This is a genomic window from Pseudomonas silensiensis (assembly GCF_050434865.1).
Lineage (GTDB): Bacteria > Pseudomonadota > Gammaproteobacteria > Pseudomonadales > Pseudomonadaceae > Aquipseudomonas > Aquipseudomonas fluorescens_W.
In genome coordinates this window covers 148,610-173,341 of sequence record NZ_JBNDJH010000009.1, presented here as the reverse complement: position 1 = coordinate 173,341, position 24,732 = coordinate 148,610, and the positions used below count along the sequence as shown (strand labels likewise).

Annotated in this window: 24 protein-coding genes; 15 read left to right on the top strand and 9 right to left on the bottom strand. The window is 59.0% G+C overall.

Going from position 1 to position 24,732, the window contains the following annotated elements:
• Positions 1-16: 16 nt before the first annotated feature.
• The 4 genes from rfbC (at position 17) to QF010_RS15345 (ending at position 4,361) form a co-directional block, all read left to right on the top strand.
• On the top strand, positions 17-562 hold the full coding sequence (gene rfbC / locus QF010_RS15360; protein WP_429533443.1) for a dTDP-4-dehydrorhamnose 3,5-epimerase: 546 nt from the start codon (positions 17-19) through the stop codon (positions 560-562).
• A 106-nt stretch (positions 563-668) separates the two neighbouring features.
• A complete protein-coding gene (locus tag QF010_RS15355) occupies positions 669-2,477 on the top strand; it encodes a sensor histidine kinase (RefSeq protein WP_033058374.1) in 1,809 nt (602 codons plus the stop codon).
• The gene (locus tag QF010_RS15350; RefSeq protein WP_033058377.1) at positions 2,474-3,865 is read left to right on the top strand and encodes a sigma-54-dependent transcriptional regulator; all 1,392 of its coding nucleotides are present in this window, start codon (positions 2,474-2,476) and stop codon (positions 3,863-3,865) included. The genes QF010_RS15355 and QF010_RS15350 overlap by 4 nt, the downstream gene beginning before the upstream one ends.
• Before the next feature lie 40 nt (positions 3,866-3,905).
• Positions 3,906-4,361: a YiiD C-terminal domain-containing protein gene (locus tag QF010_RS15345; RefSeq protein WP_033058379.1), complete on the top strand. Its 456-nt coding sequence runs from the start codon at positions 3,906-3,908 to the stop codon at positions 4,359-4,361.
• A gap of 99 nt (positions 4,362-4,460) precedes the next feature.
• On the opposite strand, the gene cysQ is transcribed toward QF010_RS15345, so the two are convergent.
• On the bottom strand, positions 4,461-5,288 hold the full coding sequence (gene cysQ / locus QF010_RS15340) for a 3'(2'),5'-bisphosphate nucleotidase CysQ (RefSeq protein ID WP_429533442.1): 828 nt from the start codon (positions 5,286-5,288) through the stop codon (positions 4,461-4,463).
• Positions 5,285-5,851: an ADP compounds hydrolase NudE gene (gene nudE, locus QF010_RS15335; RefSeq protein ID WP_033058385.1), complete on the bottom strand. Its 567-nt coding sequence runs from the start codon at positions 5,849-5,851 to the stop codon at positions 5,285-5,287. Before nudE ends, cysQ begins: the two co-directional genes overlap by 4 nt.
• A 90-nt stretch (positions 5,852-5,941) precedes the next feature.
• Here nudE and yrfG point away from each other — a divergent pair, with 90 nt between their 5' ends.
• On the top strand, positions 5,942-6,604 hold the full coding sequence (gene yrfG / locus QF010_RS15330) for a GMP/IMP nucleotidase (RefSeq protein ID WP_429511372.1): 663 nt from the start codon (positions 5,942-5,944) through the stop codon (positions 6,602-6,604).
• 128 nt (positions 6,605-6,732) lie between these two features.
• Here the strand turns inward: yrfG and lysM are convergent, their stop codons facing one another.
• Positions 6,733-7,182, bottom strand: coding sequence for a peptidoglycan-binding protein LysM (gene lysM, locus QF010_RS15325; RefSeq protein WP_033058391.1), 450 nt, complete (start codon positions 7,180-7,182; stop codon positions 6,733-6,735).
• A 136-nt stretch (positions 7,183-7,318) separates the two neighbouring features.
• Between lysM and QF010_RS15320 the strand changes: the two genes are divergently transcribed.
• The 4 genes from QF010_RS15320 to QF010_RS15305 all read left to right on the top strand — a co-directional run bounded on the left by QF010_RS15320 (position 7,319) and on the right by QF010_RS15305 (position 12,219).
• Complete coding sequence (locus QF010_RS15320; protein WP_033058394.1) at positions 7,319-8,206, top strand: LysR family transcriptional regulator; 888 nt, start codon at positions 7,319-7,321, stop codon at positions 8,204-8,206.
• A gap of 94 nt (positions 8,207-8,300) precedes the next feature.
• Complete coding sequence (gene fdhD, locus QF010_RS15315; protein ID WP_033058397.1) at positions 8,301-9,140, top strand: formate dehydrogenase accessory sulfurtransferase FdhD; 840 nt, start codon at positions 8,301-8,303, stop codon at positions 9,138-9,140.
• The gene (locus QF010_RS15310) at positions 9,137-11,485 is read left to right on the top strand and encodes an FdhF/YdeP family oxidoreductase (protein WP_429533441.1); all 2,349 of its coding nucleotides are present in this window, start codon (positions 9,137-9,139) and stop codon (positions 11,483-11,485) included. Before fdhD ends, QF010_RS15310 begins: the two co-directional genes overlap by 4 nt.
• Positions 11,486-11,733: 248 nt before the next feature.
• Positions 11,734-12,219: a glycine zipper domain-containing protein gene (locus tag QF010_RS15305; protein WP_033058403.1), complete on the top strand. Its 486-nt coding sequence runs from the start codon at positions 11,734-11,736 to the stop codon at positions 12,217-12,219.
• A gap of 69 nt (positions 12,220-12,288) precedes the next feature.
• On the opposite strand, the gene QF010_RS15300 is transcribed toward QF010_RS15305, so the two are convergent.
• The 4 genes from QF010_RS15300 to QF010_RS15285 all read right to left on the bottom strand — a co-directional run bounded on the left by QF010_RS15300 (position 12,289) and on the right by QF010_RS15285 (position 16,966).
• Positions 12,289-12,708, bottom strand: a complete 420-nt coding sequence (locus tag QF010_RS15300) for an acyl-CoA thioesterase (protein ID WP_033058406.1) — start codon at positions 12,706-12,708, stop codon at positions 12,289-12,291.
• Between the two features lie 62 nt (positions 12,709-12,770).
• Positions 12,771-13,997 (bottom strand): 3-hydroxyacyl-CoA dehydrogenase, encoded by a 1,227-nt coding sequence (locus QF010_RS15295; protein WP_429533440.1) that lies wholly within the window; start codon positions 13,995-13,997, stop codon positions 12,771-12,773.
• Positions 13,998-14,099: 102 nt separating this feature from the next.
• Positions 14,100-16,034: a RecQ family ATP-dependent DNA helicase gene (locus tag QF010_RS15290; protein WP_429533439.1), complete on the bottom strand. Its 1,935-nt coding sequence runs from the start codon at positions 16,032-16,034 to the stop codon at positions 14,100-14,102.
• A 428-nt stretch (positions 16,035-16,462) separates the two neighbouring features.
• The gene (locus QF010_RS15285; RefSeq protein WP_429533438.1) at positions 16,463-16,966 is read right to left on the bottom strand and encodes a polysaccharide deacetylase; all 504 of its coding nucleotides are present in this window, start codon (positions 16,964-16,966) and stop codon (positions 16,463-16,465) included.
• A 307-nt stretch (positions 16,967-17,273) separates the two neighbouring features.
• Between QF010_RS15285 and QF010_RS15280 the strand changes: the two genes are divergently transcribed.
• The 6 genes from QF010_RS15280 (at position 17,274) to QF010_RS15255 (ending at position 21,943) form a co-directional block, all read left to right on the top strand.
• On the top strand, positions 17,274-17,537 hold the full coding sequence (locus QF010_RS15280) for a hypothetical protein (protein ID WP_429533437.1): 264 nt from the start codon (positions 17,274-17,276) through the stop codon (positions 17,535-17,537).
• 101 nt (positions 17,538-17,638) lie between these two features.
• Complete coding sequence (locus tag QF010_RS15275; RefSeq protein ID WP_429533436.1) at positions 17,639-18,766, top strand: hypothetical protein; 1,128 nt, start codon at positions 17,639-17,641, stop codon at positions 18,764-18,766.
• Between the two features lie 244 nt (positions 18,767-19,010).
• The gene (locus tag QF010_RS15270; RefSeq protein ID WP_033058419.1) at positions 19,011-19,307 is read left to right on the top strand and encodes a hypothetical protein; all 297 of its coding nucleotides are present in this window, start codon (positions 19,011-19,013) and stop codon (positions 19,305-19,307) included.
• A 314-nt stretch (positions 19,308-19,621) separates the two neighbouring features.
• Positions 19,622-19,975: a DUF1493 family protein gene (locus tag QF010_RS15265; protein ID WP_429533472.1), complete on the top strand. Its 354-nt coding sequence runs from the start codon at positions 19,622-19,624 to the stop codon at positions 19,973-19,975.
• Between the two features lie 205 nt (positions 19,976-20,180).
• Positions 20,181-20,669 carry a helix-turn-helix domain-containing protein gene (locus QF010_RS15260; RefSeq protein WP_033058426.1) on the top strand — a complete coding sequence of 163 codons (489 nt, stop codon included), beginning with the start codon at positions 20,181-20,183 and terminating at the stop codon, positions 20,667-20,669.
• Between the two features lie 2 nt (positions 20,670-20,671).
• Positions 20,672-21,943, top strand: a complete 1,272-nt coding sequence (locus QF010_RS15255) for a type II toxin-antitoxin system HipA family toxin (RefSeq protein WP_429533435.1) — start codon at positions 20,672-20,674, stop codon at positions 21,941-21,943.
• Between the two features lie 78 nt (positions 21,944-22,021).
• Here QF010_RS15255 and QF010_RS15250 read toward each other — a convergent pair whose 3' ends face one another.
• Together QF010_RS15250 and hslO are read right to left on the bottom strand one after the other, a co-directional pair.
• Positions 22,022-23,563 carry a phosphoenolpyruvate carboxykinase gene (locus QF010_RS15250; RefSeq protein WP_429533434.1) on the bottom strand — a complete coding sequence of 514 codons (1,542 nt, stop codon included), beginning with the start codon at positions 23,561-23,563 and terminating at the stop codon, positions 22,022-22,024.
• Positions 23,564-23,745: 182 nt separating this feature from the next.
• Positions 23,746-24,648 carry an Hsp33 family molecular chaperone HslO gene (gene hslO, locus QF010_RS15245; protein WP_033058435.1) on the bottom strand — a complete coding sequence of 301 codons (903 nt, stop codon included), beginning with the start codon at positions 24,646-24,648 and terminating at the stop codon, positions 23,746-23,748.
• Positions 24,649-24,732 lie beyond the last annotated feature (84 nt).

Genomic DNA, 24,732 nt, shown 5'->3' with positions numbered 1-24,732 from the left:
TTGCTGGAGAAAGACCATGAATGTAGTCACCACCGACCTTCCCGGTGTTCTGATCATCGAGCCCAAGGTATTTGGTGACGAGCGTGGTTTCTTCTATGAAAGCTTCAATGCCAAGGCTTTCAAAGAAGCGACTGGCTTGGAGAAGAACTTCGTTCAAGACAACCATTCCCGCTCGCAAAAAGGCGTATTGCGCGGCTTGCATTACCAGTTGGAAAACACTCAGGGCAAACTGGTTCGCGTCACAGCGGGTGAAGTACTCGACGTGGCGGTGGACATTCGCCGCAGCTCGCCACATTTCGGTAAATGGGTGGCTGTGCGTCTGTCCGCCGAGAACCATCGTCAAATGTGGGTCCCGGAGGGTTTCGCCCACGGTTTCGTGGTGCTGAGCGAGTTCGCCGAATTTCTCTACAAAACCACCGACTACTACACACCGTCCGCCGAGCGCAGCATTCGCTGGAACGATCCGGACCTGGCCATCGATTGGCAACTGGATGAAGCACCGCAACTGTCCGGCAAAGATCAGGCCGCCGTGTTTTTCAAGGACGCTGACGTCTTTTCCTGAAACACCGTCTGAATCTTCGCCGCGCAGGCGTGCCTGACCCACAGCGCGCAGACTGCGACCGCAAGCCTAGGCATAATGCGCCTGTACCCACAGGCGCTCGATGCTCATGACTCCGACCCTTCCCCGCAGACCCCGCTGGCGCAGCCTGGCCCTGCTCGCGCTGTGCCTGGCTCCGTTGCTGTGGCCGCTGGAGCATCTGGCCGAGCGTTACTACCGCAGCGAACTGGCCGGGCAAAACCGTCAGACCCTCGACCTTTACGTCGCCAACCTGCTGGGTACCCTGCACCGTTATGAAGTGTTGCCGCAGATCCTCGGTGATCTGCCGGCTCTGCGAGCCGTCCTCGGCGCGCCCGACGATGGCGTCACTCAGGGCAACGCCAACCGTTTGTTGAAAAACATCAGCGCCCAGACCGGCGCCGAAGTCATGTACTTGATGGACACCACGGGCAAGACCCTGGCCGCATCCAACTGGGACAAACACGACAGTTTCGTCGGGCGTAATTTTTCCTTTCGGCCGTATTTCAGCGAAGCCATGGCCGGGCGGCTCGGGCGCTTTTTCGGTTTGGGCACGACCTCGGCCAAGCGCGGCTACTTCTTCGCCGCCGCCGTGCGTAACGGCGAAAAGATCATCGGTGTGCTGGTGGTCAAGGTTGACCTGGACCATACCGAAAGCCTCTGGGGCAAAACCCCGGAACAACTGCTGCTGACCGACCATAACGGCGTGGTTATTCTCACGTCGCGGCCCGAGTGGCGATTCCGCTCGACCCGCCCGTTGGGCGAAGAAGAACGCAAGGCTATTACTGCGATTCAGCCCTATCCGACCCGTGATCCCAAACCATTGCGGCTCAACCCCAACGCCTGGCTGACACAAACCCAGCCCATCGCAGAAACCGGTTGGAACGTCAGCATTCTCGCCCCACGCACCTTGATCGATCGCCCGGTACGCACGGTCGTCGCCATCGGCGGCGCGACATTGTTGGTGTTGATGTTGCTGCTGGGGCTGATGATGCAGCGCCGCCGCCATTACCTTGATCGAATCGCCTTCGAAGCCAAGGCCCGTCGTGAACTGGAAGACCGGGTAGCCGAGCGGACCAGCGACCTCGAAGGCCTCAACCGTCGACTGAAACAGGAAGTGCTGGAGCGCGAACAGGCCCAGCAAGAGCTGGTTCGCGCTCAGGATGATCTGGTGCAGGCCGGCAAACTGTCGGCCCTTGGCACCATGTCGGCGAGCATCAGCCACGAATTGAATCAACCGCTGGCGGCGATCCGCAGCTACGCCGAAAACGCCGAAGTGCTGCTCGATCATCAGCGCACCGACGATGCGCGCGGCAACCTCAAGCTGATCAGCGAACTGACCGGGCGCATGGCCTCGATCATTGCTCATTTGCGCGCCTTCGCCCGGCGTGATCGCCACGCCCCGGAAAGCGTCGCCCTGCAACCGGCGCTGGACGATGCGCTGGCGCTGCTGGCCAAGCGTCGACGCAGCATGGAAGTCGAGCTGATCCGCGACTTGCCGGCCGCCACCCTGTGGGTCGAGGCCGGGGAAACCCGTCTGCGTCAGGTGCTCGGCAATCTGCTGGCCAACGCCCTGGACGCCCTGACGGAAAAAGGCCCGCCGCGTAAGCTCTGGTTGAGTGCCCAATCCACGGCCGACGGCGTCAATCTGTACATTCGCGACAACGGCCCCGGCTTCTGCATGGAAGCCCTTGGCCGCGCCAGCGAGCCCTTCTACACCACCAAGACCCGCACTCAGGGGCTTGGGTTAGGGCTGGCGATTTGCGAAACCCTGATGCGCGCCTTCGGGGGTGAACTGTCGTTCGCCAACCACAAGGAAGGTGGCGCCCTGATTACCCTGAAGCTGCGTGCAGGCGCACCGGGTGTGAGCCTGCAACCGTCCGAGGACCGAAGTGCATGACCATCGACAACCGCATCCAGGTCGTGCTGATCGACGACGATCCGCACCTGCGACAAGCCCTGAGCCAGACCCTGGACCTCGCCGGCCTGAAAATCCTGCCGCTCGCCGAGGCCAAAGGCCTGGCCGCACAACTGGAGCGTGACTGGCCCGGCGTCGTGGTCAGTGACATCCGCATGCCGGGCATGGACGGTCTCGAGTTACTGACTGAACTGCATGCCCAGGACCCGGAACTGCCCGTGCTGCTGATCACCGGTCACGGCGATGTGCCGCTGGCCGTGCAAGCCATGCGCGCCGGGGCTTATGACTTTCTGGAAAAACCCTTTGCCAGCGACGCCTTGCTCGACAGCGTGCGCCGCGCCCTGGCCCTGCGCCGGCTGGTGCTGGACAACCGCAGCCTGCGTCTGGCCCTGAGCGATCGCAATGAACTGAGCACCCGACTGGTCGGGCAATCGGCGCCGATGCTGCGCCTGCGCGAGCAGATTGGTGCATTGGCGGCGACCAAGGCCGATGTCCTGATCCTTGGCGAAACCGGCGCCGGTAAAGAAGTTGTCGCACGTGCATTGCACGATCTGTCGAGCCGTCGTAACGGTCCGTTCGTGGCGATCAATGCCGGCGCCCTGGCCGAGTCGGTGGTTGAAAGCGAGCTGTTCGGTCATGAGCCAGGCGCCTTTACCGGCGCGCAAAAGCGCCGCATCGGCAAGTTCGAATTCGCCAATGGCGGTACGTTGTTCCTCGATGAAATCGAAAGCATGAGCCTGGATGTGCAGGTGAAATTGCTGCGTTTGCTGCAAGAGCGGGTGGTCGAGCGCTTGGGCGGTAATCAGCTGATCCCGTTGGACATCCGCATCATCGCTGCGACCAAGGAAGACCTGCGTCAATCCGCCGATCAGGGCCGCTTCCGTGCCGACTTGTATTACCGCCTGAACGTCGCACCGCTGCGTATTCCGCCGCTACGCGAGCGTGGCGAAGATGCGCTGATGCTGTTCCAGCATTTCGCCGACGAAGCCAGCGCTCGTCACGGTCTGCCACCCCACGAGTTGCAACCGGGACAACGCGCCCTGCTGCTGCGCCACACCTGGCCGGGCAACGTGCGGGAATTGCAGAACGCCGCCGAACGTTTTGCCCTGGGTCTGGAACTGGCCTTGGACAACAACGCAGCGGACGGCGCTGTCGGCATGACGGTCGACGTGGTCAGCGGAGGTCTCAGCGAACAAGTGGAAAACTTCGAGAAGAGCTTGATCGCCGCCGAACTGGCGCGCCCTCACAGCTCGGTGCGCAGCCTCGCCGAAGCCCTGGGCATCCCGCGCAAGACCTTGCACGACAAACTGCGCAAACACGGGCTGAACTTCGCCGACAGTGGCAGCAGCCACACCGACGAACCCGATTGAGCTACCGTCAAATCATCATCTTCAAAAAAGAGATCCGTGCATGAGCCGCGACAGCCGTCATCTGGAATCAGTCCTCCATCGCGACATTCCCCTTACCCGGGACATGGGCCTCAAAGTGCTCGACTGGCACGACCAGCAACTGCGTCTGCACTTGCCGCTGGAGGTCAACGTCAATCATAAAAGCACCATGTTCGGCGGCAGCCTGTATTGCGGCGCGGTGCTGGCCGGTTGGGGCTGGTTGCATTTGCGTTTGCGTGAAGAAGGGGTTGAAGGCGGGCACATCGTGATTCAGGAAGGACAGATCAGCTATCCACTGCCGGTGACCATGGACGCGACAGCGATTTGCCATGCGCCGAGTGCGGCGGTGTGGAAGAAGTTTTTGGCGATGTATAAGCGGTATGGCCGGGCGCGGTTGACACTGCATTCTCGGATCGTCAATACGGACAGTGATGACGATGCGGTGAAGTTTACCGGGCAGTACGTACTCCACCGCTAAAGCAAAAGATCGCAGCCTCGTTTCACTCGACAGCTGCTACAGAGAAACGCGCCCCCTGTAGGAGCTGTCGAGTGAAACGAGGCTGCGATCCCTTGATCTTCAGGCCCGAGCCAACGCCAATAACTTCTCCCGCCACGCAGCCTTCGCCGGCAGCGCCAAAAAAAACTCATTCAACAACGACTCCCGCGCCGGATAACTGAACGGCGCACCGCTCAAATCCAGCACCTCACCGCCCGCCCCTTCCAGCACGCCTTGCGCCGCCGCCGTGTCCCACTGCGAAGTCGGCGCCAACCGCGGATAACAATCCGCCGCCCCCTCCGCCAACAAACAGAACTTCAACGAACTGCCGATATTGGCCAATTGCAGTTCACCCAGACTGTCGCTCAACCCGGCCAGCAGGCGCTCCTGCTCAGGACTTGAGTGCCGACGACTGGCAACCACGGTAAACGCTTCTCCCTCAGCAGGAACCTCGCGAACCTGAATCGGCAAAGGCTCCGCGTCTTTATCGCCACGCCACGCGCCAAGACCCGCACCACCGACGTAGAAGCGCCCGTTGGTCGGCATCGACACCACGCCAAACACCACTCGGCCCTGCTCGATCAGCGCAATGTTGACGGTAAATTCTTCACTACCGGAAATGAACTCCTTGGTCCCGTCCAGCGGGTCCACCAGCCACCAACGCTGCCACCTGGCGCGCACGCTCTGGGGAATGTTGGCGTCTTCTTCGGACAGCACCGGGATGCTCGGGTCCAGCGCCGTCAGCCCGGCCAGGATCACATGGTGAGCGGCCATGTCGGCGGCCGTCACCGGGGAATCATCGGATTTTGAAGTCACGGCGACGTTGGCACGCCAAAACGGCAGAATCGCTTCACCGGCTTTCAGCGCCAGTTCAACAACAGGCGCCATCAACGGATGGGGAAAAATCATGGCTGAAACACTCCACGCTGAGTCAGTAGATCGCGGGCCAGATACAGGGCTGCCAATGCACGGCCCTCAGTGAATCGCGGGTTCTGGGCCAGGGCCGATAACTCACGCAGGTTGATTTTGTCCACACCCATCGGCTCGGGCTCGTCGCCTTCAAGGCTTTCTTCATACAGATCAGTGGCCAACACCACCTGGATCTTCTGGCTCATGTAACCGGGCGACAACGACAACTCAGTCAGATGCTCCAATTGCCGCGCGCCATACCCGGCCTCTTCCTTGAGCTCCCGCTCGGCCGCCGCCAGCACGTCCTCGCCCGGCTCGATCAAGCCTTTTGGCAAGGACAGCTCGTATTCATCGGTGCCGCCGCAATACTCTTCAACGAGCACCGCGTGGTCCGCATCCAGCATCGCCACGATCATCACCGCGCCATAACCGGCGCCCTTGCCCACCAGACGCTCATACGTGCGCTCCACGCCATTGGAAAAGCGCAACTTCAGCTCTTCAACGCAGAACAAACGGCTGGTAGCGACAATCTCGCGGGCGAGGATGGTGGGTTTCTGGCGCATGAAAAGCTCCTTGGCGTGAACGCGTTACTATACCCGGCCTATCCTGATTGTTTACCTCGGATATCTTTTTTACCGCTGGAGAAGTTTTTTATGTCCCTGCTGCCCTGGCGCGACATCGACACCGTTCTGCTGGATATGGACGGCACGCTGCTGGACCTGCATTACGACAACCATTTCTGGATGGAACACCTGCCCCAGCGTTACGCCGAGTTGCACGGGGTGAGTCGGGCGATGGCCGAGATGGAATTGCAGCCGTTGTTCGAACGCAACGCCGGCCAGTTGCAGTGGTATTGCCTGGATTTCTGGAGCGCCGAACTCAAACTGCCGGTGCGCGAACTGAAACTGGAAACCGCGCACCTGATCGCCTTGCGGCCGGACGCGGACACCTTTCTGGAAGCGATCAATCAGGCCGGCAAACGGGTGGTGATGATCACCAATGCGCACCGTGATTCGCTGTCATTGAAGCTGGAAAGGATCGAACTGGCGCCGTACTTCGAGCGATTGATCAGTTCCCACGATTACGGTTTCCCCAAGGAGAATCCGCAGTTCTGGGAGGCGTTGCAGGCCGACATTGGCTTTGATCCGGCGCGCAGTCTGTTTATCGACGATACATTGCCGATCCTGCGCAGCGCGCGGAATTTTGGTGTGGCGCATCTGTTGGCCGTGAGTGAGCCGGACAGCCGTAAAGGGCCGAAGGACACGGCCGAGTTTGCGGCGGTGGGGGATTATCGGGAGCTCATCGCAGGCCTTTGAGACCGAGTCGCCTGCATCGCGGACAAGCCACGCTCCCACAGGTTTTGCGTCGTATGCACACTACGTGAACGACACAACACGTGTGGGAGCGTGGCTTGCCCGCGATGGCCATCACACGGTCTTGAGAGTTACTCAGGAATGCGCAACGACTGCCCCGGATAGATCTTGTCCGGGTGCTTGAGCATCGGTTTGTTGGCCTCGAAAATTTTGTTGTACTTGTTGGCATCGCCATACACACGCTTGGAAATGGCGCTAAGCGTGTCGCCTTTCTCGACCGTGACGAACTTCGCCGGCGTAGCCACCGGCCCGGTCACCGTGATCTGGTCATCTACACCGCTGATACCGGCCACGTTACCCAGCGCAAGAAGGATTTTTTCTTTCTCTTCCTGACTGGCGGCTTCACCGGTGGCGATGATTTTGTCACCCTCGACTTTCACCTGGACCTTGGAAGTGTCTATCCCCGTCAGGGCGTCCTTAACGTGTTTGGTCAGCGCCTCACTGTTGGCTTCGGCCTTGTCCGGGGTCAGCGCATCGAGGATTTTTTCACCGGCTTCTTTAAGAAAACTGAAAAGGCTCATCGTTTGCTCTCCTTGGGTTTTGGGTTCCAGACGCAAAAGCCTAGACCAAGGTTGCAACACACGGTTCCAACCCGACCAATGACGCCGCTTCCCCCCAAGCGCTAGAATCCGCACCTTCCCGCACCCTGGAGCGAAGATGGACATCAAGCAACTGAAATTCCTCATCGCCCTCGACGAAACCCGGCATTTCGGCCAGGCCGCTGCGCGTTGTCACATCACTCAGCCGACCCTGTCCATGCGCTTGCGCAGCCTCGAAGAAGAACTCGAGTTGCCGCTGGTCAATCGCGGGCAGCGCTTCGAAGGTTTCACCGCACCGGGTGAACGGGTGCTGGCGTGGGCGCGCACCGTACTGGCGGCCTATGACGGTTTGCAGGCCGAAGCGGCTGCCTGTCGCGGCAATCTGGTCGGTACGTTGCGTCTGGGCGTGGTCCCGCTGTCGAGCTTCGATCCGCTGCCGCTGATGCAACGCCTGCACGCCGAACACCCGAACCTGCGCTTCGAACTCTCGGCCCTGAGCTCTGAACAAATCCTCGAACAACTGGCGAACAATCGCCTGGACCTCGGCGTTTCCTACCTGGAGCGCCTGGACGGCGAACGCTTCGATTCCCTGGCGTTCAGCGAAACCCGCATGGGCCTGCTCTACGATCAGCGCTTCTTCAGTTTCGGTGAGGCGCCGCTGAGTTGGGAGTTCCTGATCGAACTGCCGCTGGGCATGCTCACCAGCGGCATGCATTTTCGGCAGTCCATCGACCACAACTTCCACAGTCGCGGCCTCACCCCGCAGCCGTTACTGCAAACCGATGCCGTCCACCAATTGTTACAAGCGGTGCACGGCGGATTCTGCTGCGCCGTGATGCCGCTGGACGGAGGCCTGGAAAAACTCACCGATCATTTGCGCCTGCACCCCATCGAAAATGCTCAAACCCTCGCCCGGCTGGGGCTGATTATGCGTCGCAGCGCCCCGCGTTCGGCGCTCGCGGAAGCCTGTTTCGCGATACTTCAGCAATCGCTGCCGAGCTCTTGATCGACGCCATCTATCGTTAGATCAGTAATAGCGATTAGACGCGACAAGTTGACGCGCCTAGGCTTAAAGCAGCCTAAACCGTCGGTAATACCTCATGAACGCCAAGCGCCCTGCCTGCGCGGCGCCAGCCCTCGAAACGCCAGCGCCCGCCGCAAGCCAGACATACAGCTACTGCGACCTTCAAGACACCGAATCAGCCAGCACCGCGCTGGCCGAAGAAGTCGCGTTGGCGATCGCCTACAACGGCATCAGTCAGGCGGTCATGTTGGTGACGCCGACGGACCTTGAAGACTTTATTGTCGGCTTCAGCCTCGGCAGCGGCATCATCGAAGACGCTTCCGACATTTATGACCTGCAACTCAGCGGCTCGGGATCAGCGCAATACGCGCAAGTAACCATCGCCAACCGCGCCTTCTGGAACCTCAAGCAACAACGTCGGCAAATGGCTGGCACCAGCGGTTGCGGACTCTGCGGCGTGGAAGCGGTGGAGCAGGCATTGCCAGACCTCAAGGTGTTGCCCGGCGCACCCTTGCCGCCCGCCGAATGGCTCGATGGTTTGCGTCAGCGCATCGGTGCGTTTCAGCCTCTGGGCCAGTACTCCGGCGCGGTGCACGCCGCCGTGTTTATGAACAGTCAGGGCCAATTGCTGCTGGGTCGCGAAGACATCGGCCGACACAACGCCCTCGACAAACTGATTGGCGGACTGATCCGTCAGAAGATCCCGACCACCGGCGGGCTGGCGATTGTCACCAGCCGTTGCAGTCTCGAATTGATCCAGAAAGTGTTGCGCGCAGGTATCCAGACCCTGGTCAGCCTGTCGTCGCCCACGGGCCTTGCCGTGCAATGGGCCCGTCGCCACAACCTCAATCTCATCCACCTGCCGCAGAAAAGTGCGCCGCGGGTCTACAGCCCTGCGACGGAGAACCACGCGTGAGTCAACATCGTCAAGCCGATCAGAAACCCGTCCCCCGCTACAAACCCTACAAAGGCCCGGCCGGTGGCTGGGGCGCGCTGGCCAGCGTTGCCCGTGCCTGGTTGACCAGCGACAACGCGCTGAAAAACCTGCGCATGATGCTTAAGACCAACAAGAACGGCGGGTTCGACTGCCCCGGCTGCGCCTGGGGCGATTCCAATGAGGCCGGCATGGTGGCGTTCTGCGAGAACGGCGCCAAAGCAGTGAACTGGGAAGCGACCAAACGCCGTGTCGACGGTGCGTTCTTTGCCAAACACAGCGTCAGTTCGTTGCTGGAACAAAGCGACTATTGGCTGGAGTATCAAGGCCGTCTGACCGAGCCATTGAGCTATGACGCCGAAACCGATCGCTACAAGCCGATCAGTTGGGAAGCGGCTTTCTCCTTGATCGCCAAACATTTGCAAGGCCTGTCGAGCCCGAACCAGGCCGAGTTCTACACCTCGGGACGCGCCAGCAACGAAGCGGCGTACCTGTATCAATTGTTCGTGCGTGCCTACGGCACCAATAACTTTCCCGATTGCTCGAACATGTGTCACGAGGCCAGCGGTGTGGCCATGGCGCAAAGTGTCGGCGTCGGCAAAGGCACCGTCACCTTCGACGACTTCGAACACGCCGACGCGATTTTTGTCTGGGGTCAGAACCCTGGCACCAACCATCCACGGATGCTCGAACCGTTGCGCGAAGCAGTGAAACGCGGCGCTCAGGTGGTCTGCATCAACCCTTTGAAGGAGCGCGGCCTGGAACGCTTCCAGCACCCGCAACACCCGATCGAAATGCTCACCAATGGCGACAAGCCGACCAACACCGCGTACTTCCGTCCGGCATTGGGCGGCGACATGGCGATCATGCGCGGCATGGCCAAGTTCCTGCTGCAGTGGGAGCGTGACGCTCAGAAGGCGGGAGAGCCTGCCGTATTCGACCACGACTTCCTCAATGAACACAGTGTCAATGTGCTGGAATACCTGGGCATCGTCGACGACACCTCGTGGGAGCAGATCGTCGAGCAATCCGGCCTGACGCTGGTTGAAATCGAGCAAGCGGCGCGGATGTACGCCAAAGGCAAGAACGTGATCATGTGCTGGGCGATGGGGATTACACAGCATCGCCATTCGGTAGCGACCATCCAGGAAATCGCCAACCTGATGTTGCTGCGCGGCAACATCGGCCGGCCCGGCGCCGGTCTGTGCCCGGTGCGCGGCCACAGTAACGTGCAGGGCGACCGGACCATGGGCATCAACGAGCGTCCACCAGTGGCGTTCCTCGACTCCCTGGAGCGTCGCTTCAACTTCAAGGTGCCGCGTGAAAACGGTCACAACGTGGTCGAGGCGATCCATGCCATGGCCGACGGCCGCGCGAAAGTCTTTATCGGGCTGGGCGGTAACTTCGCCCAAGCCACCCCGGACAGCTCACGGACCTTCCAGGCCCTGAGCAACTGCGACCTGACCGTGCAAATCAGCACCAAGCTCAACCGCAGCCATTTGGCGCACGGTAAAGACGCGTTGATCCTGCCGTGCCTGGGCCGCACCGACATCGACATCCAGACCGAAGGCCCGCAAGCGGTGACCGTCGAAGACTCGTTCAGCATGGTCCACGCCTCCAACGGCCAGTTGCAGGCGCTGTCGAACCAGATGCGCTCGGAGCCGTCGATCATCGCCGGCATCGCCGCCGCGACCCTGGGCAGCAAACCGGTGGACTGGAACTGGCTGGTGGCTGATTACCGGCGCATCCGCGACCTGATCGCCGACACCATTCCAGGCTTCAAGGACTTCAACGAGAAGATCCAGAACCCGGGCGGGTTCTACCTCGGCAGCAGCGCCGGTGCGCGCCGCTGGAATACCGCGTCGGGTCGCGCCCATTTCCGTCCGAACGTCCTGCCCAAAGACCTGGTGCACGAGCGCACCCGCGCCACTGGAGTGTTACCGGACCTGATCATGCAGTCGATGCGCTCCCACGATCAGTACAACACCACGATTTACGGGCTCGATGACCGTTATCGTGGCGTCAAGGGTCAGCGCGATGTGCTGTTTGTGAACGAAGCCGACATCATTCGCCTGGGCTTCAAGCCAGGGCAAAAGGCTGACATCGTTTCGATCTGGGACGACGGGCGTGTGCGTCGGGTGAAGGGCTTTACGCTGCTGGCGTTTGATATCCCTGCCGGGCAAGCGGCGGCTTACTTCCCGGAAGTGAATCCGCTGGTGCCGCTGGAAAGCATCGGGGATGGCAGCCATACGCCGACATCGAAGTTTGTGGCGATCCGGTTGGAAGCGGCGAGTGAAACCGGGCTGATTATGGCAAAGTCGGCTTGACCCTGATCGTTCCCTCGCTCTTCGTGGGAACGATCATTGCGAACGCTTCTTTTTCGCCCACAAAAAAGGCCGTTTTGCATGAAAACGGCCTATCCGAAGTAGCTAAAGACCGGCGAAAAACACTTAAGTTCCAGCTAAAAAACAGTAACTTATATAAATGTGCTCAAGTCGTGTTACTCGTCGGAATTCGATTGTCACAACCATGACACAGCCTCAGGATCGCGCCGTCATCCCCTTGAGGTTCCTCTATGAAGTTCTCCTCGATTCTCTTGTTGTCCCTTGGCCTGGTCAGTGGCTTCGCTTCTGCCGGCGGCACCACCGAAGCAGGTGTGGGCGGCGCATTGGGCGGGGTTCTGGGCTCGGTCGTCGGTCAATCACTAGGCGGCAGTACAGGTTCCACCATTGGCGCGGCCTTGGGCGGCGCGGGTGGTAGTGCTGTTGGCGCAGACAAACGCAGCCGTGGCGAAGCAGCCATTGGCGGTGCGTTGGGCGCAGCAGGCGGTAACGTGGTCGGCCGCAGCATGGGCGGCACCACCGGCAGCTTGATCGGCTCCGCAGCAGGCGGCGGCGCCGGTGGCGCGCTGGGTAACTACATGGGCAACAAAAGCGATGACGAAGATGATGATCGTCGCTCCTATCGTGGTGGTGATGATCGTCGCTACTACCGTGGAGACCGCCATGATCGCGGCCACCATTACGGGCATCGCAAGCATCACCATCGCTATCGCGACTGAGGCTTGAATCGCCTCGCTTGCCGATGCATCAAAAAATCGCAGCCCAAGGGCTGCGATTTTTTTTGCCCGTCACACCACCAACCGCTCCAGTGCCCCGCGCAACCCGGCAGGAATCGCCACCGGCTGATTCGACGCCCGGTCTACAAACACATGCACGAAACGCCCTGCCGCGCAGGCTTCGTCTTCCCCGGCCTTGAACACTGCCAGCTCGTACTGCACCGAACTGTTGCCCAACTTGCCCACCCGCAAACCGATTTCTATCCGGTCAGGGAAGGCGATGGATGCAAAGTAGTCACAGGCCGAACTCACCACAAAGCCCACCACTTCGCCGTCATGGATATCCAGACCGCCGACTTCGATCAGGTAGGTGTTCACCGCTGTGTCGAAGAAGCTGTAATAGGTAACGTTGTTGACGTGACCGTAGGCGTCGTTGTCGTGCCAGCGGGTGGTGATGGGTTGGAAGTGGGGGTAGTCGGTGCGTTGATTCATGGGTTCTCGCCTTGAGGATCGTTCCCACGCGGAGGAGCATGGGAACGTTCGAACAGTGAAGTCTACCGATCCGCAAACCCTTTACCCACCGCCGCCAGCTCCCCGATCAATCGAGCCGGTGTCCACTGATCACCCTGCTTGGTTTCCAGCTGCAACAATCTCAAATGAATATCCGCCAATCCCTGTTGATCCGCCCAAGCCATCGGCCCACCCTTATCCGCCGGGAAGCCATAACCGTTGAGGTACACCAGATCGATGTCGTGCGCCGATTCGGCAATCCCTTCCTGAAGTATCTTCGCACCCTCGTTGACCAGTGCCAGCAAGCAGCGCTCCAGAATCTCCTCAGGCCCGATCTCGCGACGCTGGAAGCCCAACCCTTCGCTGACCTTCAGCACCAGCGCATCGACTTCAACATCGTGCTCAGCCTGACGACTGCCCGGCTCATAGTGATAATAGCCATTGCCACTCTTCTGGCCGAAACGACCCAATTCGCACAGACGATTGTCCACCTGAACCTCAGGCGCATCTTGCCCTATGCCGGCCAACTGTCGAGCGCGCCACTCCAGATCGATGCCGACAACGTCGTACATGCGAAACGGCCCCATGGCGAAACCAAAACCTTGCAGTGCCGCATCGACCTGATAGGGATAAGCGCCTTCGAGCAACATTTTGCGCGCTTCGAGCACATACGGATGCAGCATGCGGTTGCCAATGAAACCATGGCAGTTGCCCGACACCACGCTGACCTTGCCCATGCGCTTGCCCAGTGCCAGAGCTGCCTCTAGCACCACTGGTAAAGTCTGGGCACCACGAACGATTTCCAGCAGTTTCATGATGTGCGCCGGGCTGAAGAAGTGCAGGCCCAGGACCTGTTGCGGACGGCGAGTAGCCGCAGCGATGGCATCGATATCCAGCGCCGAGGTATTGCTGGCCAAAATCGCTTCAGGTTTGAGCAGACCGTCCAGTTCGCGGAAGATTTTCTGCTTGAGTTCGAGGTTTTCGTACACGGCTTCGATCACCAGATCGACATCGCAGATCGCCGCGTAGTCAGCAGCCGCCGTTACCCGTGCCATGCGAGCGTCCGCTTCCACCTGATCGATCCGTCCCTGACGCACGTTGTGGGTGTAGGTGTCCGCCACGGCAGCCAGCGCCTGTTCAAGCATCTGTGGATTGTTATCGACCCACTGCACCGGGACGCCGGCGTTGGCCAGACACATGACAATGCCACGGCCCATGGTGCCTGCGCCAATGACGGCGGCGCGCTGAATATTGAACGGTGTCTGGCTCATAGTTGTTCTCTTGTTGGCGATCCAAAGACAGCCTTCACCATAGTCAGCCACCGCGCTTTTTTGAAATTTATTCCTGTGATGAGCGACATTCAGCGGATGGATCTACGCCGGCAAATGCGCCTCGGCCCACGTCCGGACTTCGGCATACGGATAATCCTCCAGCGTCGCAAACCCCGGAATCGACCGTGCCTTGAGCTTGGTGAACAGCGGCACGCCGATGCCGCATACAAACCGCGTCACGCGTTCCGCCGACGGAACGTTGCCGGTGTACTGCTCATGCCTGTGGATAAAATCACCGCACAACGCCTCGAAGTTTTTATCCACAAGCGCTGGTAATTCCGGTGGCGTAGGCAACCGCGCCACATCCCCGTGACACACCGAACAATGCCCGCACTGCTGCGGCGCATTTTCATCGCCGAAGTACTCGGCCAGGCGATAACCCAGGCAATGGTCCGTGGCGAACAGATCCAGCATGGCGTGAATCCGCGCGATCTCGGTGCGCTCGTGCCGGGTGAAGTAGGCGTGTAGCTCGGCGCTCAAGGCCTGGCTGTTGAAGTCCGTTTGCAGCAGGCTGTAGACCTCGGTCATTTGCTTGCTTTCGAGCTCGACCCAGCCCTTTTCCTGGAAATAATCCAGCGCCTTCACCACGCGATTACGCTCGGCTTGATGCTGCTCATACAGCGCATCGAAATTCACCGTGGCCCAAGTCCGTGCGCGGTTTGAGGTCTGGATGATCGCCGCGACGAAGTCCTTGCGCTCACCCTCGAAGCGGGCCAGCAAGACCTCAGGTTCCTGCAAGTACTTGAAGCGGTATTCGGCGTAATAGGCGTAACGCGGCGCAATGATTCCGCGCAGTTCCAACTGCACCAACAAGGTTTTGAGCGGCAATTGGCGGATGTTGCTTTGGTCCGCCAACGGCCCCAACAGAAACTCCCACTGCCCCTCGGGCGCGGCGGCTTGCAACTCGTCGAGCACATAGCGGATGCCATCCAGCTCTGGCGTATCGCCGTAGACGAAGTTTTCCAGCACGTTGAGGCTGTCGCGGTTGGCCAATACCAGGCAGTCCGACGGCTGCCCGTCTCGCCCGGCGCGGCCGATTTCCTGGCTGTAGTTTTCGATGGATTTGGGCAGGTCGAAATGCACCACATTGCGGATGTCGCTCTTGTCGATGCCCATGCCGAACGCGATGGTGGCAACGATGCAATTGGACTGCCCACCCATGAACCGGCGTTGGATGGCTTCGCGTTGTTCGTGGGGCAGACCGGCGTGATAAGCCTCGGCCTGAATGCCGTTGCGGGCCAGATGTTCGGCAATGTGCTCGGCGGTTCTCTGCAGGGTGACGTAGACAATGCTCGGCTGGTCGGGACGCTGACTCATCCATTCGACAAGGCGTCGGCGTTTGTCCTGCCCGCGCACCGGCTCGACCAACAGATTGAGGTTCGGCCGATAGAAACCGGTGGTCACCACATCGTCGGGGGCGATGGCGAACTTGGCCTCCATGTCAGCGATCACCTTGGGTGTCGCGGTGGCGGTCAGCAGCAGCGCCTGTGGGATGTTGAACTGGCGCTGATAGTCGGGAAGCTTGAGGTAGTCGGGACGGAAGTTGTGGCCCCACTCGGAAATACAGTGCGCCTCGTCCACCACCAGCAGCGAGATCGGCACCTGCTGCAAGAAATTGCGGAAGCGCTCGTTCTTCAGGCGCTCCACGGAGATCATCAAAATCTTCAGCTCGCCGGACTTGGCCCGAGCCATCACATCGCTGGCGTCATCGCGGCTCTGGGCCGAATCGATACTGCCCGCCGCAATACCGTGGCGCTGCAGGAACGCCAGTTGATCCTGCATCAACGCCAGCAGCGGCGAGACCACCAGCGTCAGGTGCGGCAGCAGCAAGGCTGGCAATTGATAACAAAGGGACTTGCCCGAACCGGTGGGGAAAATCGCCGCCGCCGAGCGCCCGGCCAACACCGCGCTGACCGCCGCTTCCTGGCCTGGCCGAAACTGTGGATAACCGAAAACCTGTTCCAGGGTGTTGTGCATAAGCTGTCACTCCGTTGACCGCTGCGAAGCCCAAAGCCTAGCCGGCAAACGCAGCGAGTCGAGAAAAGGTCGGGGACCAAAACGATACGGGATGATACAGCGTCGACCCAAGGTTCTTTGCCACAGGAAGAAACAAACGAAACACTTTGTTCCTCGCGGAGCCGCTCAATCTGACGTTAAGGTCTCCTCGCACAACCACCGTCCGCGCACTTCACATCACGGCAGGACGCCTGATGAGCGCGGCACTTGAACAAGGAACAACCATGCCTCACAAACTGTTTTATGCAATCGCCCTGATCCTGACATCCGTGCTGCTGAGTGGCTGCGATGGGCTTCCCGGAGAGCCACCGTTGCTCGCTACGTGCGACTCTCTGGAGTGCACAGCCCAACAGGCTTGGCGAACATCCTGACGACCGCGGGGTAGATTGCTACGGCGCCATCACGGCCACCCGCAGCTGCTCGTTCAACACCTGTTCCTGAAACACCCGGCTCTTGCTCACCCACACAGCATGAGCCGGACTGATTTCGCCGGTGAACGCCGCCGCCAACTGACGCAAATCTGCAACGCTGCGCACGCGAGGGCAGAAGGGTTCGCCGTCGCAGTTCTGGCTGGTGCTGCGGTAGGTGGTCAGCAGCCGGTCCCACAGCCCGTCACGCACCTGTCTGATCGATTTGAGCTTCACATCCTGCACGCCCAGTCGTTGTTTCAGGCCCGGCTCATCCAGCGCTTCGCTGGCCAGCAATGCCTTGCCGAACATCAGCACTTCAGCGCGGAAAGCGGTGTCCATGCTCGCCTGACTGGTCAGCGCATCCGGCCAACCGGTGCGTTCCATATTGGCCAGGACCATCGAGCTACCTGCATCAGCAGCCCCTGCCGCGCGACAAATTCCGGCCCACAGCAACAAAATCGAGGCCATACGTAGCCATTGCATACTTAATTCCCTTTAAGCGTTGGACGGACGTTTCGAAACGTCCTACTGATTCTGGCGCGCACCATACAGAGGTTTGATGCGCTGCGCCTGACAAACCCGTAGGAAATTTGCCGTCTAAGGGTTTAGGCGTAAAAACCCTCGGGAAACGCGTAGGCTCGGTCCGAAAAGGCAGGTAAAACCCCTACAAACCCTGTCCATTGCGGCCGTATTGCCGCACTGCGTCGCCACCCTCATAGTTTGCGGCGCGGCTGAAACAGGGTGTCGACCTGCCGGCGAGACTGCCCGACTTCCTACAGGACTGACCTAAATGCAAGACCGCTATCGCCCACTCAAAACCAGCTACAGCGAAACGCCCGTCCTCGTCATCGACACCGCGGCCAGCACAGGTGCCATCCTCGACGCAGCGCACCAACGCCTGCGCGCAGCCAGCGATTTGCTCGAAACGCTTTATTGTCTGTGCTTCAAACAGGCCGACGTTAAAGACATCCCTCATATAGTGAATGCGCTTTATTTATTAACGCAGGATGGTTGCGAGCTCCTGGAAGTTGCCAAACAAAAAACAGAGCACTAAAACTTTAAATACACACTACAAATTCGGCAACAACTAACAACTTCATTATTTAAATAATTCCAACTAGCCTGAACGCTCTTAAATCAAACAAGAGCACTACAATGACTACATTAACTATTTTCTTTTGCGGTACCGGCTCGACCAAATTCGACAACCAAAACCCAACTTACTGGAATGGCGAACTGGTTTCGACACTGGCCTCCCATCATGCTGGCCGGGAGTTTGCCGAATGGGTCGTCATTGACGGCCCTGGCACCAGCAACCTGCAAGCTGATGAGCTGTTCACCAAATCCAAGGACTACGGCCTGAGCGGCACGCTGTTCGGCAAGGGCTGGGAAGAGAACGTCCAGCACGCCATCAACATCATCAAAGGCCAGTGTGACTGGCAACGTGACAAACTGACCGAGACCGAATACAACCGCCTGAAGGCTGCCGGCATTCCAATCGAAGACGTGATCGTCGAAGGCTCCTGGCTGTGGCGTAAATATAACTACGGCGACCGCAGTGTGACCCAGCAGAAGTTACAAGAACAAATCATTAAAACGTTTCGTAAGGACGGCATCATTCCCACCAAAGTTAACTTGGTAGGTTGGAGCCGAGGAGGCATTAGTTGCCATATGCTGGCCAATGCCATGTTCAAGGACAGCGCCTTGAAGAACATCCCGGTAAATATCTTTGCAATTGATCCGGTACCGGGTATCGGCAACTTCCAGGAAGACAGAGTAAAACTGAATGCCAATGTAAAAGAATACGTCGGCTTCTACGCCCGGGATGAGCGCTCCAAAGGCTTCAGCTGTGTCATCCCGCAAACGGCCACCGGCACCCGAACCCACATTTACCCGGTGCCCGGCCGCCATGGCACGCTGGTCGGCAACGCCGCAGCAGACGGTGTCAGCGGCCCTAAAGCGCTGGCCGAACCCGGCCTGATCGTCCGTCACTTTGCCGAAGTGTGCCTGAAGCGTTGGGGCGTGCCGCTAAACAAAACCCTCAACCTGACCCCGGTCGATTTGCAGAACCACCATAACGCCATGACCAGCGCCGCCGCGAAATACAAAACGATGGAAAAGTGCTCGTATACCTACTTCACCGAACTGGACCAAGGTGAGCGATACGTTTCGCTGGGTAGCAACGGGGTCAAGTTCTCGGCAGTGAAAGGCACGATCTATGCGCCGGCGACCGGGCTGACCACCAGCCTGCTGGATGTGGCGGCGTATCAGCATATTCGTTGAAGTGATGGGAACGGGGGTCGGCCAAGCTGATGGCGGAAAAAAGCGAGAAATTGCGTCGCGGAAAACTCCTATAGAAAGGGCCTAACCGAGGTTCATCTCGTTCCTACAAGCGGGGACTCTTTGTCGTCTATCGCTGCCCGGCTGCTCACACCTATAGTCGGGCTGTCGCTGCCAATTCAGCGACTCGGGCTTGGTCACCCGACAAAGAGAGTGCACATTCCCAATTGATTAGAGGTGTTCTTCAGTGACCACATTAAATCCGTTTCCAAACCGCTACCGCCCCCTCCAAACCAACCTCACCGATTCCCCGCCCCTGATCATCGACACAGAGGCCAATCCGCAAGACATCCTCGAAGCCGCCCTCCAGCGCATCCGAGCCTCCGGCGACCTACTCAAGACCCTACATTGCCAATGCTTCAAAAACGGTGACGTGGAAGACATCCCGCATATCACCCACGCCCTCTACCTGTTGACTCAGGACGGCTGCGACCTCCTGAAAGTCGCCCAACAACGCATGATGGGCTGGAAAGCACCCACCTGACGCCGTGCGAAGATCGTTCCCACGCTCTGCGTGGGAATGCCTCAAGGGACGCTCCGAGTTCCAGCTCTCAAAGGGACGCAGAGCGTCCCGGGCTGCATTCCCACGCAGAGCGTTGGAACGATCAAAACCCGGGGGTAACCATGAGCAAGTTTTTTGATGAGCTGATGGAAAGCGTGCAACAAATGAACGAGATCGTACGGAGTGAGCGCCAGCCTTCCCGCGAACTCCATGCCTGCAGCTCTGATCGACATCCAACACATCGCAAAATCAGGCTTAATCCGTCTCACGAAATGGCCCTAAACAGAAGACGCCCCATGAACCTCGCCCCCAACTTCCCCGACGACCACGCCATGCACCTGCTCATGCAGCTGCTGCACGAAGAACTCGGGCTGCCCGAACGCAAAACCATCAGCCTCACCACCTCGATCAACTTCGACCTGGGCTGCGACGGTGCTGATGCGCGGCATTTGATGGAAGCACTGGAAGAACAGTTCGGGGTCGACTTCGTGGACTACGACGCCTATCGCTACTTTCAGCCGGAAGGGTTTGATGTGCATCTCAAGCGCAGGGCAAAAGGACGCGGCGAAAAAGTCCCGCTGACCATCGGCATGCTTTACCAAGCGGTCAAGTTGCAATGGTGGGATACAAAAGCTCTGGAAGAGATCTAGCCGACCGCTTAAGTGGCAATATTCTGGCTGTTTTTAGCGATTTTAGTTGGAATAATGGCAGTTTCAATAATCCGCCTCCCACGTATATCTGGAGCGGCCGTACTGGCAGAGAGAGTCTTGCTACACGTTGGGGCAGCCCAGCAAATCACCACATAAGTGCTATTATTCTGGCAGTTAAAGCCTAAAAACGAAGGAATAATGGCACATGGCTAAGAAAACAGCCCCCCTGCTGCCGGCTGCATCCAGGTTGCTCGCCGAGTTTGGCGAACGACTCAAACTCGCTCGGCTACGTCGCAAGCTGACAGCCAAGCAAGTGGCTGAGAGAGCAGGCATGTCGCTGACAACGCTGCGCTCATTGGAGTCCGGCGGCTCGGGCGTGACGATGGGGGCCTATTTGTCCGTGATGCAGGTTCTGGGCCTGGAGAAAGACTTGAGCAAGCTCGCAGCAACGGATGAGTTGGGACGCCAGCTGCAAGACGCGCAATTAACCCCACGAGCGAGCGCCGCAACCAGTAAACGCCAACGAGTGCGCAACGTGACTCCAACGAAAGCATCGTCACCTATTCAAGACCGGACGACGCAAGCACCGGAAAGCCCCATTTCCGATTCGGATCTTGAGGTTGATTTCCCATTGAACACCCACTCTTTTTCCAATTTATTTACCAAGAAAAAATCTAAACCTGAGACGGATTAAAAATGACACTGATCGCGGTGTATGCCGATTGGGAAACCCTGCAAAGACCAAGGCGTCTTGGGTTTCTTCATGCCGGAAAGGCTCGCTCCACTAACGTGTTCGAGTTTGAGTACGACACCGCGGCTTTGGCCGATCCCGAGTTGAATTTCACGACGCTGGATCCCCGCATCAGGCTCTTCGAAGGGCGACAGTTCCCAGGACAGCACCAGACCCGCTTCGGCGTTTTTGCCGACTCAAGCCCGGATCGCTGGGGTCAATTGCTGATGAAACGCCGACTGGAACGGGATATCCGCGACGGCTTGGCCCCGAAGGGCAGCAAGCTGTACGAGTCGGATTTCCTGTTAGGCGTTCATGACCTCTATCGAGTCGGTGCTATTCGCTACAAGCTCAATGACGAAGGCAATTTTCTGGATGATCGAGATGGATTGGCGGCGCCTCCCTTTGTCGAGTTACGCGCGTTGGAGCAGGCAAGTCGAGCATTGGAAAACGATCCAGAAAACACCTCACTCGATGGGCGCGAGTGGCTGAGAATGTTGATCGCACCCGGTGGCTCATTGGGCGGTGCCAGGCCCAAGGCCAGTGTTGCTGACAAGAATGGTCATTTGTGGATCGCCAAGTTTCCGAGCACTCGGGACAACTATGACGTCGGCGGGTGGGAATTCGTGGTGAGTGTTTTGGCGAATCAATGCGGTCTGCGGGTGGCGAAGGGTATTGCACAACGCTATGCGAGCGACCACCACTGCTTCATGGTCAAGCGCTTCGACCGTACCGAAACGGGTGGGCGACTACATTTCGCCTCAGCCATGACCATGACTGACCGCGTGGACGGTGACGATGCATCGGTGGGCGCCAGCTATCTAGAGCTGGCAGAAGTACTCATGGAGCATGGCTCAGAACCCGAAAAAGATCTCCGCGAGTTGTGGTCGCGCATTGTGTTCAACATCCTGGTCTCCAATACCGACGACCACATGCGCAACCATGGTTTTCTCCTTGACCCCGGCCGGGGGTGGCGCCTGTCTGACGCCTACGACATGAACCCGGTAGCACACGCCGATGGGTTAAAGCTCAACATTACAGATGCCGACAATGCTTTGGATCTCGAACTTGCTCGTGAAGTGGCCGGGTACTTTCGGGTTAGCGGTGTTGATGCGGAAGAAATAATTGAGAACTTCCAAGAGGTGGTGAGCCAGTGGTCAAAAGTGGCTAGCGCAGCGGAGTTGTCGAAGCGCGAGCAAGACAATATGGCTACCGCGTTTCGTCTGTCTGCCAAGTGAGCCCCGTACTGCTCGTCTTTCATTGCCCACAAAAAAGCCGCCCCGAAGGGCGGCTTTTTCATTCGCTAAATCCAAGCCTTACAACTTAGGCCCAGCAGCCTTGATCGCGTCGCTCACTTCAAACTTCTTGAAGTTCTCAACAAACAACCCAGCCAATGCCTTAGCGGCTTCATCGTATGCAGCCTTGTCAGCCCAGGTGTTGCGTGGGTTCAATAGGCCAGTTTCAACGCCCGGTACGGCCAATGGCACGTCGAGGTTGATGGTGTCGAGGTGTTCGGTTTCAGCACCGATCAACGCGCCGCTCTGGATCGCTGCGATCACGCCGCGAGTGGTCGGGATGTTGAAGCGTTTGCCGACGCCGTAGCCGCCGCCGGTCCAGCCGGTGTTGACCAGGTAGACCTTGGAGCCGAAGCCGCGGATGCGCTTGATCAGCAGTTCTGCGTATTCGCCAGCCGGACGCGGGAAGAACGGTGCGCCGAAGCAGGTGGAGAAGGTCGACTTGATGCCGCTGCCGGAACCCATTTCGGTCGAGCCCACTAGTGCGGTGTAGCCGGACAGGAAGTGGTAGGCCGCTTGTTCTTCGCTGAGGATCGACACTGGCGGCAATACGCCGGTCAGGTCGCAGGTCAGGAAGATCACAGCGTTTGGCTCGCCACCGAGGTTTTTCTCGGAACGCTTGGCAACGTGCTCCAGCGGGTAGGCGGCGCGGCTGTTCTGGGTCAGGCTGACATCAGCATAATCGGCGTGCTTGGCGTCATCGATAACGACGTTTTCCAGGACGGCGCCGTGCTTGATGGCTTTCCAGATGACCGGCTCGTTTTTCTCGGACAGGTCGATGCACTTGGCGTAGCAGCCGCCTTCGATGTTGAAGACAACGCCTTCACCCCAGCCGTGCTCGTCGTCACCGATCAGGTAACGGCTTTCATCGGCGGACAGGGTTGTCTTGCCAGTGCCGGACAGACCGAAGAACAGGGTCACGTCGCCCGCTTCGCCGATGTTGGCGGCGCAGTGCATTGGCAGTACGTCGGCAGCCGGCAGCAGGAAGTTCTGCACCGAGAACATGGCTTTCTTCATTTCACCGGCGTAACGCATGCCAGCGATCAGCACTTTCTTCTGAGCGAAGTTGAGGATCACGCAACCGTCGGAGTTGGTGCAGTCACGCTCTGGCACGCACTCGAAGTTGGCAACGTTCAGCACTTGCCACTCATCACGGCCAGCCGGGTTGTACTTTTGCGGGTTGATGAACAGGCAACGACCGAACAGGTTCTGCCAGGCAGTCTGGGTGGTCATTTTCACGGCCAGGTAGTGATCGGCAGACGCACCTACATGAACGTGGGAAACGAAATGCTCTTGCGCATTGTTGAACGCTTCAACGCGGTCCCACAGGGCATCGAACTTGTCGGCCGGGAACTTGCGGTTGATCGGGCCCCAGGCGATGGAAGCCGAAGTGGATGGCTCGTCAACAATGAAACGATCGACTGGCGAGCGGCCGGTGCGGTGACCGGTGCGAACAGTCAGCGCGCCGGTATCGGCAAGCTCGCCCTCACCGCGACTCAGAGCTTCTTTTACCAGATCATCAACACTCAGATCGGTGTACACGGCGTTATTGGCTTGCGTCATGAGATTCCCCGTCGGCCAGTGGCCGAGTGTGCTCCAAACGTTTTGTAGTAGAAAGTCGTGCACTACTACCGCGACAAAAAGTGGGCCGGATTATGCCAGAAAAGCCCAAAAATAGTAGGGCCCTCCCGTCGTAACGGCGTTATTCCGGCACAAACCAGTGAATTTACCTGCGCTGAACCGTTTTAGTGACGGGTATCTGACGGTGTATCAACACCCGCGCCGGCGAATAATTGAACGATATCGGCGGCGTCGAACAGGTAGCGCTCGTTGCAAAACTGGCAATCAATCTCAATGTTGCCGCCATGTTCGATCACGAGCGACTGGGCATCTTCCAGACCCAAACTGACCAGCGCATTGGCAGATCGTTCGCGGGAGCAGCTGCAACGGAAGCGTAGTTTCTGCACATCGAACAGACGAACCTGCTCTTCGTGGTAGAGACGATGGAGGATGGTTTCGTTGTCCAGGCTCAGCAATTCATCGGCGGTCAGGGTGCTGCCCAGCGCGGTGATGTGTTGCCAGCTGGCGGCGCGTTCTTCTTCGTCTTTCAAACGATCGGCAGGCAGTTGCTGCAGCAACAGGCCACGGGCGCGACGACCATCGGCGTACAACCAGAAACGCGTACCGACCTGTTGGGACATCACGAAGTAGTTAGTGAAGCACTCCGACAGGGTTTCGCCATCGAGGTCGACGATGCCCTGGTAACGCTGGCCCTGGGTCGGGTCGACGGTCAGCGCCAATACGCCGTTGGGCATCAGGTCGGCGAGGGTCGCATCCGGGGCGATCTGCTCGGCCTCGTATCGGGCCAGGCCACGGATTTCGCGCTCGCTGGAGCACTCGATCATCAGCAGCGGGATCGGACCTTCGGAGCGGGCCTGGAGAATCAGCAAGCCATCGAACTTCAAGGTGCCAACCAACAACGACGCCGCCGCCATCAGCTCGCCGAGCAGTTGTGCAACCGGCTCCGGGTACGGGTGTTTGGCGAGCACTTCGGCATAACTACGCTCCAACCCGACCAGTTCGCCGCGGGTGTCGCTGTCATCGAAAATGAAGCGTTGGGTGTAGTCGGTATCCGGTAAATCGGTCATAGGTCTGGGTATCTGAAGTAATGACAAGATGATTTCAAACAGCGAGAAATTGCGCCTTCGCGGCACCATTTTGGTGCGCGATGT